The organism is Lysinibacillus pakistanensis (genome assembly GCF_030123245.1).
In the GTDB taxonomy this organism is placed as follows: Bacteria; Bacillota; Bacilli; order Bacillales_A; family Planococcaceae; genus Lysinibacillus; species Lysinibacillus pakistanensis.
On the sequence record NZ_CP126101.1, the window covers coordinates 4,753,234 to 4,768,123 of the forward strand.

14 protein-coding genes are annotated in these 14,890 nt (G+C 37.3%); 2 read left to right on the forward strand and 12 right to left on the reverse strand.

Translation table 11 applies throughout. The annotated features are described in order from the left end of the window. Positions 1-29 precede the first annotated feature (29 nt). A complete protein-coding gene (scpC, locus tag QNH24_RS23655) occupies positions 30-1,550 on the forward strand; it encodes a succinyl-CoA:acetate CoA-transferase ScpC (protein WP_283869813.1) in 1,521 nt (506 codons plus the stop codon). A gap of 122 nt (positions 1,551-1,672) precedes the next feature. Next, the gene (locus tag QNH24_RS23660) at positions 1,673-2,815 is read left to right on the forward strand and encodes an MFS transporter (protein ID WP_283869814.1); all 1,143 of its coding nucleotides are present in this window, start codon (positions 1,673-1,675) and stop codon (positions 2,813-2,815) included. Positions 2,816-2,831: 16 nt separating this feature from the next. Here QNH24_RS23660 and QNH24_RS23665 read toward each other — a convergent pair whose 3' ends face one another. The 12 genes from QNH24_RS23665 to QNH24_RS23720 all read right to left on the reverse strand — a co-directional run bounded on the left by QNH24_RS23665 (position 2,832) and on the right by QNH24_RS23720 (position 14,526). After that, the gene (locus QNH24_RS23665; protein WP_283869815.1) at positions 2,832-3,143 is read right to left on the reverse strand and encodes a hypothetical protein; all 312 of its coding nucleotides are present in this window, start codon (positions 3,141-3,143) and stop codon (positions 2,832-2,834) included. Positions 3,144-3,648: 505 nt separating this feature from the next. Continuing rightward, positions 3,649-3,930, reverse strand: a complete 282-nt coding sequence (locus tag QNH24_RS23670; RefSeq protein WP_054771020.1) for a GNAT family N-acetyltransferase — start codon at positions 3,928-3,930, stop codon at positions 3,649-3,651. A gap of 116 nt (positions 3,931-4,046) precedes the next feature. Next, positions 4,047-4,961 carry a DUF1002 domain-containing protein gene (locus QNH24_RS23675; protein ID WP_283869816.1) on the reverse strand — a complete coding sequence of 305 codons (915 nt, stop codon included), beginning with the start codon at positions 4,959-4,961 and terminating at the stop codon, positions 4,047-4,049. Between the two features lie 162 nt (positions 4,962-5,123). Continuing rightward, positions 5,124-5,981 carry a CvfB family protein gene (locus QNH24_RS23680; RefSeq protein WP_283869817.1) on the reverse strand — a complete coding sequence of 286 codons (858 nt, stop codon included), beginning with the start codon at positions 5,979-5,981 and terminating at the stop codon, positions 5,124-5,126. Positions 5,982-6,023: 42 nt separating this feature from the next. After that, the gene (gene mntR / locus QNH24_RS23685; RefSeq protein WP_283869818.1) at positions 6,024-6,440 is read right to left on the reverse strand and encodes a transcriptional regulator MntR; all 417 of its coding nucleotides are present in this window, start codon (positions 6,438-6,440) and stop codon (positions 6,024-6,026) included. Between the two features lie 186 nt (positions 6,441-6,626). Next, a complete protein-coding gene (locus QNH24_RS23690; RefSeq protein WP_376781256.1) occupies positions 6,627-6,926 on the reverse strand; it encodes a late competence development ComFB family protein in 300 nt (99 codons plus the stop codon). Positions 6,927-7,096: 170 nt separating this feature from the next. Next, complete coding sequence (locus tag QNH24_RS23695) at positions 7,097-9,223, reverse strand: heavy metal translocating P-type ATPase (RefSeq protein ID WP_283869819.1); 2,127 nt, start codon at positions 9,221-9,223, stop codon at positions 7,097-7,099. Beyond that, complete coding sequence (locus tag QNH24_RS23700; RefSeq protein WP_054771024.1) at positions 9,201-9,575, reverse strand: ArsR/SmtB family transcription factor; 375 nt, start codon at positions 9,573-9,575, stop codon at positions 9,201-9,203. Before QNH24_RS23700 ends, QNH24_RS23695 begins: the two co-directional genes overlap by 23 nt. 177 nt (positions 9,576-9,752) lie before the next feature. After that, positions 9,753-12,116, reverse strand: a complete 2,364-nt coding sequence (locus QNH24_RS23705) for a penicillin acylase family protein (protein ID WP_283869820.1) — start codon at positions 12,114-12,116, stop codon at positions 9,753-9,755. Between the two features lie 186 nt (positions 12,117-12,302). Then, positions 12,303-13,058: an exodeoxyribonuclease III gene (locus tag QNH24_RS23710; RefSeq protein WP_283869821.1), complete on the reverse strand. Its 756-nt coding sequence runs from the start codon at positions 13,056-13,058 to the stop codon at positions 12,303-12,305. A 54-nt stretch (positions 13,059-13,112) separates the two neighbouring features. Next, positions 13,113-14,027, reverse strand: coding sequence for a UDP-N-acetylmuramate dehydrogenase (gene murB / locus QNH24_RS23715; protein ID WP_283869822.1), 915 nt, complete (start codon positions 14,025-14,027; stop codon positions 13,113-13,115). 193 nt (positions 14,028-14,220) lie between these two features. Then, positions 14,221-14,526: a winged helix-turn-helix transcriptional regulator gene (locus QNH24_RS23720; protein WP_054771027.1), complete on the reverse strand. Its 306-nt coding sequence runs from the start codon at positions 14,524-14,526 to the stop codon at positions 14,221-14,223. Between the last annotated feature and the right edge of the window lie 364 nt (positions 14,527-14,890).

Below are 14,890 nucleotides of genomic sequence, written 5' to 3' on the forward strand. Positions count from 1 at the left end.
TCAAAACTTTTTAGGGGAGGATTTTTTTAATGGATGCAAATGTTCAAAAACGCCTAGGTTTAAAAGAACTAGAAAGTAAAATTGTTACTGCTGATGAAGCTGCAGCACTTATCTCTGACGGTGATGTAGTTGGTATGAGTGGATTCACTCGTGCTGGGGACGCAAAAGTTGTTCCTATGGCATTAGTAGAGCGCGCTAAAAACGAAAATTTCAAAATCGATGTTTATACAGGGGCATCATTAGGACCAGAGGTAGATAAATACTTAGCTGAAGCTGGTGTTATCCGTAAACGTGGACCATTCCAAGGGGACGCTGGTATTCGTAATTTAATTAACTCTGGAGATATCCAATATGTAGATGCTCACCTTTCCCATAACGCTGAATTAGTTCGCCAAGGAATTATTGGACCAATTAAATATTTAATTCTTGAAGCAGTTGCTATTACAGAAGATGGATTCATCATCCCAACAAACTCAGTGGGTAACTCTCCGATCTTTGCGGAATACGCAGAAAACATTATTATTGAATTAAATATTTCACACCCTGAAGCTTTAATCGGTATCCATGATATTTATGTACCAGCAGAGCAAGGTAAACGTGAAGCAATCCCAATGACTGATGCAATGCAACGTATTGGTGATATTGGTATTAAAGTTAATCCAGCTAAAATTAAAGCAATCGTTATTTCAGAAGAGCCTGATGCTCCTTCATTAATCGTTCCGCCAGATGAAGAAACACAAACAATGGCAAACATTCTATTGGACTTCTTCCGTGATGAAATTAAAGCTGGTCGTCTGACAAACCAATTAATGCCATTACAATCTGGAGTAGGCTCTGTAGCAAATGCTGTATTAGATGGCTTTGCTGATTCAGAATTCGAAGATTTAGTTGTAGCATCTGAAGTACTTCAAGATGCTGTATTTAACTTAATCGATGCTGGTAAAGTTAAATTTGCAGCGGCAACATCAATTACTCTTACTGAAGAATTACAGCAAAAAGTATATGGTAATTTAGAGAAATATGCTGATAAAATTTGCTTACGTCCACAAGAAATTTCTAACCATCCAGAGCTTATCCGTCGCTTGGGTCTAATCTCAATCAACACTGCTCTTGAGTTAGATATCTATGGTAACGTAAACTCAACACATGTATCAGGTACTCGTATGATGAACGGTATCGGTGGTTCAGGTGACTTTGCACGTAACGCTCGTTTAGGTATTTTCGTAACAAAATCCTATGCGAAAGGCGGAGCAATCTCATCAATCGTACCAATGGTTTCTCATGTAGACCATACTGAGCACGATGTTGATGTAATTGTGACTGAGCAAGGTATTGCTGACTTACGTGGTCTTGCACCAAAAGAACGTGTACCTTTAATTATTGAAAACTGTGCACACCCTGATTACAAAGAGCAATTATGGGATTACTATAACCGTGCTGTAGAAGCAACTGGTAACCATCAAACGCCTCATATTTTAGAGGAAGCACTTTCTTGGCATGTAAATCTTGCTAAAAACAAAACAATGAAAAAAGAAGTCGCTCAAGCTTAATAACTGCGATTCCGCGAACGTCTAATAAGTTGTAAAAAACTTATTAGACGTTCTTTTTTGTCGAAAATGATATAATAAAATCTAGTTATTTTGTAAATACATAATAGATCATCGGAGGAGCTATGAAAAAATTTATTTATGTCATTATTTTCTTTTCATTTTTTGATCTTTTTACCCAGCTTCCTGTTATGAGTACATATGCAGAATCATTAGGGGCATCTGCCTTTTTAACCGGTCTAGCAGTAGGTATGTATTCTCTATCCAATACATTTGGCAATATTATTTCTGGCTTTTTAACAGATCGTAAGGGACCTTTTGTAATTTTAGTTCTAGGTCTTTTGACAACTGGTTTATCTCTTTCTCTCTACAATTTAGTCGAGGATCCTACTACTTTACTAATTGTTCGTTTTGTTCATGGATTAGTAGCAGGTTTTATTGTCCCTGCTGCCTTCACATTTTTAGCTAACGCAACAGAACAGGAAAAAAGAGGAAAAGGCAGTGCTATTTCTGGTGCCTTTGTCGGTATTGCTGCCATCATCGGTCCTGCATTCAGTGGTATTTTAGCAAGTCGTACTAGTGTACCATTCGTCTTTAATATTACAGCCAGCTGTATGCTTTTATTAGGCATTCTTACTTTCTTTATATTAAAGTCAAATCAAATTAAAAAGGAGAAATCTACACCTAGCGCACATATACCAATAAGTGTATTTTTCAATAATTCAGGCACATTGAAAGCATTTGCGGGTGCATTTTTTTTAATGTTCTCTCAGGGTGTTATTGCCTATCTACTTCCCCTAAAAGTGCAATCTTTAGGCTTTGATTCACGTTTAAGCGGAACATTGATGAGTACATTTGGAATTATTGCTGTCCTTGTGTTTATTTTACCCACTAACCGAATTTTTGATAAGGTTGCCCCTATAAAGACATTATCATTAGGTATAGGCTTAATGGGAGTAAGCCAATTACTTATTAGCCAGGCTGATTCAAGCACATTGCTTTATTTAGCTATGGTCTGCTATGGCATTGGATTTGGCTTCTTATTCCCTTCCATTAATTCTCTTTTAATTGACTCTACAACTGCTGATATTCGTGGTAAAGCATATGGTTACTTCTATGCCTTTTTCTCACTAGGTGTTGTCCTTGGCTCATCGTTGCTTGGTTGGCTATCATTAGGCATTGTCGGTGGCTTTATCTTTACAGGAATAGTTTTATTAGTATTTGCTAGTACGATTCTTATACCATACAAAAGACCTTCCCATGCTTAATGAGAAGGTTTTAGCTTTATTTCTCTTGCTCCTGAATTTGTTCATTATAAAAATGAACTCCTGTATGACCGCCGCCCTCAGCAACCATTTCATTTGAAGCGATTTTCGTTGGCGAAGTCCCAGCCTCTGTAGCTACCTCAGTAGTTACTCGCTCTGCAACTCTGTTATCCATATCAATATTTGAAGTATTTAAATACGATTCAAATTTAGACCTTACATTATTAAACATATTTAATGCTTTTTCACGGTTTTCTTTTTTACTTAAATAAGATGCTGCTAATCCCGCTAACCCTGCAATCACAACACCTTTTCCTTTTCGTTTTGCCATTAAAAATCCCTCCTAAAAGTATAAAAACTAGCTCTGTAGTTTATCTTTTCCCTATTTCAAGACGACTAAACATAAATTTTTTTAAACGCTTTCGCATATATATTAGAGAGAGATAACTGTACTCTTTGCTTAGTCTTTTCACTACTTCAATTGCTTACTTTTTAGTATGTCATAACCTCAAATATATATTATTCTCCTACCAGCTGTTTTTGTATCAATAACGCCCTAGCGTAGCGTAAAAATTTTCTAACACGAAAAATAATTTTGTAACTATTTATGATTATAAAAGACAAGCGAAGGGAATTAATGAATTAATACTATTTATTAGGAGAGTGATGATATGAAAAATTTAGACTTAGTATACGATTGGGTGGATATGGCTTCATTAATAGGTGGAGCAGGCTTCTTAACAGCATTAATCTACAGTGTTATTCAATTGTAGTGGACAGCTTGATAAAAAGTGAAAAGGCAATCCGCTTATCTTCCAAGCAGATTGCCTTATTTTTTATTGTTTTACATCATCATAAGCGTTTGATTTTTCAAAGGCCGCGACTACATAAGAGCACACAGCGTCCATTTTATAATCATGCTCACGGGCATATGCTGCGGCTTGATCTAACAATTCCTTAGCTACACCCTGACCGCGTAATTTATCTGATACATAAGTGTGATCCATGACCATAACTTGCCCATTTTGCTGCCATGTAATTTCCGCTAACTTCTCACCTTCTTGCTCATAGATGTAAGCAAACTGATTTCCTGCCAATTGCTGCAATTGGAATTCCATTTCTCACCACTCCTTTTTTTCAATAGTATCATAGCTGTTTCTATTTTTTCAAAGATAGCAGATAAGGAATTTCGGTGATTTCAATGTTGAAGAAATTTTGCAGAATCATTTATCTCTTAATTAAACCATGATGAAATCGTATCTTTTAAATTAGCAAAGAAATTTTTCACACTTGTCCAGAAGCCTTCATCTTCCATAAGTGACCCGAATTTCTCTTTAATGGTATTACTAATATCATCTAATTGTTCAGACCATTTACTAAAATCAATATCTAATTTACTAATTTTGTCCATTAGATCAACAAGTAATTGTTGATCTTTTTCACTTAAATTAATATCAAGTTTGTTTAACTGCTCTTTTACAATTTTTTCAACATCTTCTCGAGTCGCTGGCTTTAACTCCGCAATGTCCTTTTTAATTTCTGTCAGGAGCTCTGCAACCTTAGCATCATCAACCCCTGCTGACTTTGCAAGAGTAGTAGCAACTGAGAGTTCCTCATTCGCTACATCTGTACGATCAATGTCAAGTGTTTCACCTGTTGTTACTTCATAGGCTTTATAAATTCCTACAAGCGCTGAATGCCCAGTTACTGCTTTTGGTGCAGCAACCTGTACAGTTGCATCTTCAATACCTGCTGTTAGCATTGCATTCGCATACATTTCTGATGTCACCTGTGTAATATTGGATGGCGTAACAATCTCAATGACCAAGCCTTCTCCTGCATTTTTACGTGTAATTTTTGCAGAGGAATACATACGGGAACTTGAATTACTATCTTTAATGTATTTAACTAAATCTTCACCTGATACAGTAATTTCTTCAATTTCAGGCTCTTCCTTCACTTTTAAAGATTTTTTAACGGACTCTTTTTCATCTTCAGATAAGTTTGCACCGTATACAACAATTGGAACGCCTAGTTTTTCATCAATTGCTTTTGGAGGCGTATTATCGGCTGCAAAGCCTGTTGTTGGTGCCATCACACCAAATACTAACATCGTTGCGGCTAGTATTTTCATCCATGCTTTTTTCAAATTGTGCGACCCCTTTCGCTCGAAAACTCATTTGGCCTGTATAATGTATGTCATTATACAATAATTAGTACGAAAAAAAGACGAGAAGGTTTCAATCGTATCTCTCGTCCATTTCTTTACTTCGTATGGTTATCTACCACACCTTACATTAGGAACAAAACATTATATTTCTTCTGTCCAGCCATCTTCCTGTTTTACCCTGCCAGCTTTCATTAAAGTCCCTATTGCACGTTTAAAAGCACCTTTACTCATATTAAACATTTCCTGAATTTCTTCTGGGGAGGATTTATCGCCAAATGGCATTCTGCCCCCAACCTCTTGTAGATAATTTAGAATTCGTTGTGCATCATCAGAAATACGTTCATGTTTACGTGGTAATAGAGAACCGTTCAGGGAACCATCATCTTTTACATCAATAATTCGTACAACTATATCTTGTCCAAGTCGTGGCTCTGTATTACGTTCTGATTCGTGGACAAAAATACGGTAAGGAATGTCTACACCTAGTAAAAACGAACCAACTGGCAGCAATCGATAAGGGCGTGCTGTTACATTTTTATTATGCATCTCTTCAAATGCACCTTCATATAGCTCAGAAACCTTTTCCTCTGTTGCTAAGCGTCCAAATAACTCACCATTGCGATCGGTACGTAATGTCATAAATAAATGATCTCCTGGTATTGGCCAAAGCTCTTTTAATGCAGGTAAGTCCTCAGCCTTTACTAGCACTTCACGTGAAGTACCGATATCTACATAAGCACCCTCACGCTCTACCACTTTCAGGACACGAGCCCAACCATACTCGCCCTGTACAAAAGACGGGATGGCTGTTGTAGCAGCCAATTCTCCACGGCGATCTACAAATAAAAATACTTCAAGGCGATCACCTACAGCAAGTGGCTCTGTTACCTCTGAAGCATTTAAAGGCAGTTCTTTAACTCCATTTGTTAAAATCCATCTCGATGCTTGTTGTTCTAATATTGTTAACGTAACAACTTCACCTGATTTTAATTCGTTCATATTGTCTTCCTTTCCTCCACACCATCATTTTCGCAAAAAATTTTATAAATTGTGTGTTCTAGATGCCTCTAATTTTTTCGCAATGTCTGGGTTTTCTTCCATTACTTGCACAAGATCTGCAATGCGGTCAATTGAGTTCCAACTTAAATGATGCTCGATTCCCTCTACATCATCATAAATACGCTCTTCATCTACACCAATGATTCGCAAAAATTGCTCTAGAAGCTCATGGCGCTGTACAAGACGTTTTCCAAGCTTTTCTCCTTTGGCTGTCAATGTGAGACCACGGTATTTTTCGTAAACTAAATAACCATCTTTATCTAATTTTTGAACCATTTTTGTAACAGAAGAAGGAAGAACAGATAATGCTTCAGCAATGTCAGACACTCGAGCATATCCTTTATGAGCGATTAATAGATATATTTGTTCGATATGGTCCTCCATACTAGGTGTTGGCATATCTTATTCCCTCTCTTTCCTATTCTTACTCTCTAGTTTACTACAAGCTTGGCTTAAAAGTTAACTGAAAATACATATGCCAGAAAATCGTTACATGTATAATACAAATTGTATCCCCTGAGAAGGCGTAACTTACTCGACCACTGATATTTCATCCTCCTATATCTAGCATAAAAAGAGCCTACTTCAGATAGAAGTGGGCTCTTCTTTATGTCGAGGATGCTTATTGACCACATGTAATGCATGAATAATTTCTCTGTTAATACGCTCGATATTTTCAGGTGTATTCATGACTCTAAATGCTTCATCTCGGGCTTCCATAGATGTAACATACTTACTAGGCAATGCATTTAATGTTAGTGCTACTGTGTCAAGTTCACACATTTCACATTTACAAAATGTTTGATATTCTGGTCCTCGTAATAGAAAGCTAACTAAACCACGCACAATTTCCTCTGTAACATTTACTAAAATAGGATCTGACATATTCAAACTTTCGCCTCATTTATGTTTAATTGTTACATTGTTCCTGAAATTATAATAGCGTTAACGGCGGGCTTTTTCAAGAATCCCTAGTAGCATCTATATCAACAAAATTACTAGTTCCTCAGTAAGATAAAATTCCTATACAACCTCAACATTTTAAATCCTATTTACTACTTTTTTGTTTTAATTAATCGTAATGAATTAAAAACAACTAATAATGTTGCACCCATATCTGCGAAAATGGCAATCCACAAGGTTAACCATCCAGGAATGACGAGTAACAATGCTATTAATTTTAAGGCTAGGGCAAAAATAATGTTCTCTTTAATAATGCGTAATGTTTTTCTGCTTAAACCAATTGTATAAGGAAGCTTCGTTAGGTCATCACCCATTAACGCTATATCAGCAGTTTCTAGAGCTGCATCTGCGCCAGCACCGCCCATCGCAATACCGACATTAGCAGAGGCTAGGGCAGGGGCATCATTAACCCCATCACCTACCATTGCTACTGCACCAAACTCCGTTCGTAAGTCCTTAATGGCCATCAATTTATCAGCCGGTAATAAGCTTGCGCGCACATCTGTCATATTTAAAGAGGTTGCAATCGCTTGAGCTGTAGGCTCCGCATCACCTGTTAGCATTACTGTATGCTTCACTTTTAGAGCACTTAATTTACTCAGCACATCTTTACTTTCTTGTCGTAATTGATCAGCGATTCCAATCATGCCAATAAATCGATCATTACTCACAGCCGCTACTACTGTTTTACCCTGTTTTTGTAGTTTCTTAACCTGTTCCGTTATTTTTTCATCAACTGCCGCTAACGTTGCAATCCATTTTAAGCTACCAACATAGATAATCTGCTTATCAACCGTTGCATAAGCACCCTTACCTGTGACAGATTGGAAATCAGTAGGGATAAGCTCTGTTAATTTTTCGTCATGTAATTTCTTTAAAATCGCTTTTGCTAATGGATGCTGTGATTGTTTTTCAACAGCTGCTACTAGCTGTAAAACGTAATCCTGAGAAAGTTCCTCTGCTGTATAGATATCTGTTACAGCAGGTTGACCTTTTGTAAGGGTACCTGTTTTATCAAAAGCCACCGCTTCAATATGACCTAACTGCTCTAAATGTATACCACCCTTAATAAGAACACCTTGTCGAGCAGCATTTCCTATGGCCGTAACAATTGCTACTGGTGTTGAAACAACAAGTGCACATGGACAACCAACAACCAGAACTGCTAAGCCTTGATAAATCCAATGCTGCCAATCCCCCACAAAAAGAGGTGGAATAACTGCTACAAGTAATGCAACTATCATTATCGCTGGCGTATAATATTTGGCAAATCGATCAACGAACTGCTGTGAGGGTGCCTTTTCTGCTTGTGCCTCTTCAACGAGATGAATGATTTTGGCAATGGTTGTATCCTCCACTCGCTTCGTTACACGTATCTCTAGTGCTCCCTCTTCATTCAATGTCCCCGCAAATACTTCATCATCAATTGTTTTATTAACTGGAATCGATTCGCCTGTTATCGCTGCTTGATTTACAGCAGATAACCCGTTTATAACGATGCCATCCATCGCAATCTTTTGACCTGGCTTAACAATTAAAATATCTCCAATTTCAATTTGCTCAGTTGGTAACTCCATTTCGTGGAAATGTTCACCATGTGCTCGCTTTATCGTTGCTGTTGGCGGAGCTATATCCATTAGCTGTCGAATAGATTGACGTGCTTTATCCATTGAATAAGCTTCTAATGCTTCACTTACTGCAAATAAAAAGACAACAACAGCCGCTTCTTCCCATTCACCAATAATGGCTGCACCTATAACCGCAATAGTCATAAGTGTTTTCATATCAAATTCAAATCGGACTAAATTACGGAAGCCTGTTTTAAAAATCCCCATACCTCCAACTAGAATCGCAATAATAAACATTCCAATCGGTAGTGGATCTGTTTCACCACGCCATGCTCCAAAAATATAACCAAGCACTACAAATAATAATGATATGCCGGCTAATATATTTTCCGTTTTTCGATAAAAGGGTATTGATTTTTCCAGAGACCTAGTTGGAGATTGTGACACTTTTATGCCATCAAAAGCACCCGCCTCCTCAATTTGATCAACACTAATATCTCCAATAACTGTTATTTTAGAAGCACCAAAGTTAACTTGTGCATCTTGTACTTTTGGAATAGCTTTTACATTTTTTTCAAATTTCGCTGCACAGCTAGCACATGACAAGTTTTGTAGTCTATATTCTTGTTTAGTTGGTGTCGTTGCTGTCATTAGCTTTCCCCTCTTTCGCATGTTCATAGGCAATCGTTACAATTTGATACACATGCTCATCCGCTAAAGAGTAGTACATTTGCTTCCCTTTACGATGCGATCTCGCTAAATTATTTTCTTTTAAATATCGTAAATGATGGGATGCTGTCGCTACAGATGAACCAATAATCGAAGCAACATCACACACACATAACTCATCCTCCACCGTTAAGGCAAAAGCAATTTTTAATCTTGTTTCATCGGATAATGCTTTCAAAAACTTTGCTACTCCCGATAAATCAGGCATTTGATTTTGCACCCTTATGACCGCTTCCTCATGAACCAGTGTCACTTCACATACTTCTTTCGGCATTTCCTCACCTCATTCAAATATTGGTTTGATTGTTCTCACTATAACATAATATTCCATCTTATTCAAACGATTATTTGAATGTATAGGATTTATATCATTATTTCCATAAAAAAATTTCAATCATGCACTTACGAAATAAAAAAAAATCAGCGCACATTCTTGTACGCTGATTTTTATTTATTTTGCTTTTAATAGTAATGTTTTCCCCTTAATATCTTCTTTTCTCACAAAGGTTTGATGATAAACTCCATTTGCCCAATCTATTACTTGGTCTTGATACCAATTTGATTTTACATGCCCGCTTTGTCCTGGGCCAACGATATGATAGGCTGAGCTTAAATCCCCCGCATCTACAACAAAACGCCATGATGCACCATGATCTACATTTCCTGCCGCATCATTATCGGCAGCTTGAACAGTAACCTTGGAGCCGCCAATAGGGACCTTTTTAGCATTAAAATATGCCGCAAGAATTGGTGAAGCACTGCCTAATGTATGATCAAAAGTAAGCTGATGGAAGTCGCCCCATTGCCATTTCGATACATTTTGACCAAATTGGTCTTCTAATTGCGCTACGGTAAGTTCGAATGCCTTATAAACAGTTGTATCCACACCACCTTGCTCTTCCATCCAAATACTCTTATCTCCTGCATATGCTGAACGTAAAAGCTGATCAGTAATATTAAACTTCCCAGACATTAATTTATACATATCTTCAGGCATCTGATCTTTAAATAATACTTCCTGAAGCTTTACCATCAATGTATGGAAGACTAGTGGAGCACCTGATTCTTTGGCATCTATCATATCCCATTCTTCTAACAATTTAATAATCTCTGCGTACTTTCCATCGTGATTTTTTGATTTAATTGATGCTAATAAATTTGGTAAAAACTCGCGTGCATATAGATTCTGCTGATCCATTTGTAGTCGCATCATATCTTCCACTGTTATGGAATCATTTGCAGCTAACACTTCCTTAATTCGCTCAAAACGATAAGGCTGTGCCCAAAAGTTCGTAATATGATAAGGATATTCCTCTCCAATAACTTCATTATTTGCTGTTGCGATAAAGCCTTCCTTTGGGTTGATTATAGTCGGTAGCTCATCCCATGGGATAAAGCCCTCCCAGCCGTAGTCACTAGAATCCCCTGGAACTGGCAGCTGTCCATCACCCTGCTTTCGAATTGGTATTTGACCATTGGCTTTATAAGCAATCGTTCCATCCTTTGAAGCAAATACAAAATTTTGAGCGGGTGCTTTGAAATCCTCTAACGCTTTTTCAAATTCATTCCACGATTTCGCCTTATTGAAACCCAAAATCGCACTTAACTCTGCAGTTGGCTGAAGTGCCGTCCACTGCATGGCAAATTGTGCTGTCGGCTCCGTATCCTTAAATGCTAAATTAGTCATAATCGGACCATGTCTTGTAACAACTACTTCAAAATCTACTGTATCTCCATCCTTTACCTTGATTGATTCATCACGTACCTCTGCTTGCTCCCATTTACCATCATAGCGATATTGAGTTGGATTATCTGGATTCGGTATTTCAATATATAAATCCTGTACATCAGGTCCAACATTGGTAACTCCCCAAGCGATGTCATCGTTGTGTCCTAAAATAATGCCGGGAATACCTGCAAAAATTACGCCACTAACGTTTTGTTCAGGTGAATTTAGGTGCATTTGATACCAAATTGACGGTGTGCTTAATCCTAGATGTGGATCATCTGCTAAAATGGGTGTGCCTGATGCTGTTTTTTCACCTGATACTACCCAGTTATTACTACCATTAAATTCGTTTGGCAATAAATCAGCTTGAAATTGCCCTGCTACTGCAACTGGATTTTCCTTATTGGCTTCAATAATAGATGACGCATTTTCAGGATATTTCATAAATAATTCTTTCGCTTTGTCTTCACCAAAATTTTGTAAAGCCCAATGACGGAATGCAAGTGCGTTCCAATTTCCACCTAAATCATAAGCCATATATTTTCCAATTGTTAGAGAGTCTTCCACAGACCAATCCTCTGGTTCATAGCCTAATAATGCAAATTCATAGCTTAACGTATTTTTTTCTTTTGCCTCTGCAATAAAAGCATTTACACCCTCTGCAAACCATTCAAGTACCTGCTTGCTTTCTGGATCGTAGGCAGATAATGACTTTTCAGCTGCATCTCGTAAACTAAACGTTCGAAAATGCTTATCTGAATTAATGGTTGCCTCTCCAATTATCTCTGACAAGCGACCACTTGCCTGTCTACGAGCTAAATCCATTTGAAACAGTCTATCTTGTGCCTGTATATAGCCCTGTGCACGATACAAATCTGCATCTGTCTGAGCGAATATATGAGGGACCCCCTTGTCATCCCTTGTGACACTTACATCCTGCTCCAACACATTTACAGCAAGCTCCCCATCAATTACTGGCTTTGATTTATTCATGAACCACGTAAAGCTGATAAATAGCGCAATCGCAACTACTGCTAAAAAAACGATAGTAGCCAGCAGCCACTTTTTCCATGTAAACTTTCTCACATGCCAACCCCCTTCTTTGCAATATATTCTGATTTTCGCCTGCTAAATCCTTTTAAATGTAAAAAAATTAGCGAAATTTAGCGATTTATAGAACATGGACAGTATAAAAAATATGAATCATCCATACTACTGAGGAATGTTAAAAAAATCGTATTTTCCCTAATAGAAAAATACGATTTTTTAATACTAAATATGAAGCTGTAATTCAATTGGACAATGATCGCTTCCTAAAATATGTGCATGAATATTCGCCTCTTCTATGCTGTCTTTTAATCTCTCAGAAACAATAAAATAATCAATACGCCAGCCAATATTGCGTTCACGGACTTTATTCATATAAGACCACCAAGTATAGTGGTCTGTTTTTTCAGGATATAGGTGACGGAAGGAATCGATAAAACCACTTGCTAAAAGCTCTGACATTTTGGCACGTTCTTCATATGTAAAACCAGAATTTCCGATATTCGATTTTGCATTTTTTAAATCAATCTCCGTATGAGCAACATTTAAGTCTCCGCAGTATACGATAGGCTTCTTGGCATCTAGCTCCTGTAAATATAAAGCTAGCCGACTCTCCCACTCTAAACGTAGAGGTAATCGTGCTAAATCACGCTGAGCGTTTGGTGTATAGACATTTACAAGGTAGAAATCTTCATACTCTAACGTAATAATTCGCCCCTCATCCTGAGAAATATCTTCACCTACACCATAATGTACAGAAAGTGGCGTATGCTTTGTAAAGATAGCCGTTCCCGAGTAGCCCTTCTTCTGTGCGTAGTTCCAATACTGCTCATATCCTTCAATAGATAGCTCAACTTGTCCTGCCTGACACTTGGTTTCTTGTATACAGAAAAAATCAGCATCCATGCTATTGAAGAAATCTAAAAAACCTTTGCTCAAACAGGCTCTAATTCCATTAACATTCCAAGATATAAATTTCATTTTCCTCTCTCCCCCCAAAAAACGCCCCCCGCCATTAGCGAAGAGCGTAGTATGCTATAAGTCATCACCAACTATTTTTACTTCTGTCTCCAAATCAATACCGAACTTTTCCTTCACTACCCGCTGTACCATTTGGATTGTTGCGATATAATCAGAGGCTGTGGCATTGCCTTTATTCACAATAAAGCCTGCATGCTTCGTTGAAACCTCTGCGTCACCTACGCCTTTTCCTTGTAGGCCACTATCTTGAATAAGCTTCCCTGCAAAGTGACCTGGAGGACGCTTAAAAACACTCCCTGCAGATGGGTATTCTAATGGCTGCTTGGATTCTCGTTGGAACGTTAAATCTGCAATTTTAGCGTCAATTTCTTCCTGCACACCTTTAGCTAACTGAAATTCCGATGACAGTACATAGTAACCCTTTTTAGCAATAATACTTTTACGGTACCCTAGTTCAAGCTCTTCTTTGTTTAGTATCAAAACATTCCCATCTTTAGTTAGCACCTTAGAGGAAATAATAATATCCTTAATTTCTCCACCATAGGCTCCTGCATTCATAGCCATCGCTCCACCAATTGAGCCTGGAATACCACAAGCAAATTCAAAGCCTGTTAAAGAGGCAGCAGCAGCTAATTTAGATACATCCTTTATGAGTGCGCCGCTTTGCGCGTAAACATGGTCATCTGCTATATGAATTTCATCTAAATATGAAAATGTAACAACGATCCCTCGATGTCCGCCATCACGAACAACCATATTGGACCCATTACCTAACATTAATAACGGAATACTATTTATATGCGCATAGCGAATAACGGATATCGCTTCTTCTTCTGTTTCAGGTAAAACAAAAACGTCTGCCTTACCGCCTAATTTAGTCATCGTATATTGTTGTAATGATTCATTTAATTTAATATTGGCTGGATTTATGCTTTGTGCTAAATCCAATGCCCATTGTTCTTTTGTCATGAGAGCTAATTCCTTTCTAACATCCTTCTTACTCTACACTAGTATGGATTTAGAACCTCGATTTGACAAGTAAAATGAAGGGTATTTTATCTCGTTTTCATGGGTTGCAAAACACCCTGTGCAGAGATGTTGAATATTATAAAGAAAATTCAAGACCATTCCAAGAAATTTTTTTACCTTATATAGGCTTCTTTTAAAGCCAGCTTGTTGCCCATGATTCGATATTGCGAATAGCTCCTTCTAACGCCTTCCCCTTATCCGTTAACGAATACTCGACACGTACTGGAACTTCTGAATACACTTTTCGCTCCACAAGCCCTTCTTTTTCTAGCTCCTTTAAACGTTCTGATAACAAACGGCCACTTACAGGTAAAGCAGACTCAATCTCATTAAATCGCTGTGGTCCATCTAATAGTTGATATAAAATTAGCCCTGTCCAGCGCTTTCCAATTAAATCCATTGCTTTAGCTAAACGAGGACATAAAGTTGTCTCATTCATTTTTTTCACCTCTTATGTACTCTATTGTAACGATTCTTTTTACAAAAGTAAATTTGAAGTAACTTATTTACACCAAGTAATTAATTTACATATGTATATTTAATTACTAAAAGTAAGTTTGAGCTTGATTATGAATTATTTAAGTTACCATACAGAAATTTACATTAAATGATATAAAATCTAAACCTTTACTTTATCTTCTTTCAAAATAACCGTAGTCAAAAAATAATCATGCACAAGACAACTCACTATATGCCTTCTCTTTTCTCAATATGAATCTTTCAAAAGCCAAGCAATCCTCAATAACGTTCATACTTTCTTATAGTAATTTTAAATATTCACAAATTACACGTTTATTTAAAGT

What these genes read in the sequence shown, in the direction of transcription:
- scpC (WP_283869813.1), top strand. Translation starts at nt 30, where the DNA reads ATGGATGCAAATGTTCAAAAACGCCTAGGTTTAAAAGAACTAGAAAGT.
- QNH24_RS23660 (WP_283869814.1), top strand. Translation starts at nt 1,673, where the DNA reads ATGAAAAAATTTATTTATGTCATTATTTTCTTTTCATTTTTTGATCTT.
- QNH24_RS23665 (WP_283869815.1), bottom strand. Translation starts at nt 3,143, where the DNA reads ATGGCAAAACGAAAAGGAAAAGGTGTTGTGATTGCAGGGTTAGCGGGA.
- QNH24_RS23670 (WP_054771020.1), bottom strand. Translation starts at nt 3,930, where the DNA reads ATGGAATTCCAATTGCAGCAATTGGCAGGAAATCAGTTTGCTTACATC.
- QNH24_RS23680 (WP_283869817.1), bottom strand. Translation starts at nt 5,981, where the DNA reads ATGAACGAATTAAAATCAGGTGAAGTTGTTACGTTAACAATATTAGAA.
- mntR (WP_283869818.1), bottom strand. Translation starts at nt 6,440, where the DNA reads ATGCCAACACCTAGTATGGAGGACCATATCGAACAAATATATCTATTA.
- QNH24_RS23690 (WP_376781256.1), bottom strand. Translation starts at nt 6,926, where the DNA reads ATGTCAGATCCTATTTTAGTAAATGTTACAGAGGAAATTGTGCGTGGT.
- QNH24_RS23695 (WP_283869819.1), bottom strand. Translation starts at nt 9,223, where the DNA reads ATGACAGCAACGACACCAACTAAACAAGAATATAGACTACAAAACTTG.
- QNH24_RS23700 (WP_054771024.1), bottom strand. Translation starts at nt 9,575, where the DNA reads ATGCCGAAAGAAGTATGTGAAGTGACACTGGTTCATGAGGAAGCGGTC.
- QNH24_RS23710 (WP_283869821.1), bottom strand. Translation starts at nt 13,058, where the DNA reads ATGAAATTTATATCTTGGAATGTTAATGGAATTAGAGCCTGTTTGAGC.
- murB (WP_283869822.1), bottom strand. Translation starts at nt 14,027, where the DNA reads ATGACAAAAGAACAATGGGCATTGGATTTAGCACAAAGCATAAATCCA.
- QNH24_RS23720 (WP_054771027.1), bottom strand. Translation starts at nt 14,526, where the DNA reads ATGAATGAGACAACTTTATGTCCTCGTTTAGCTAAAGCAATGGATTTA.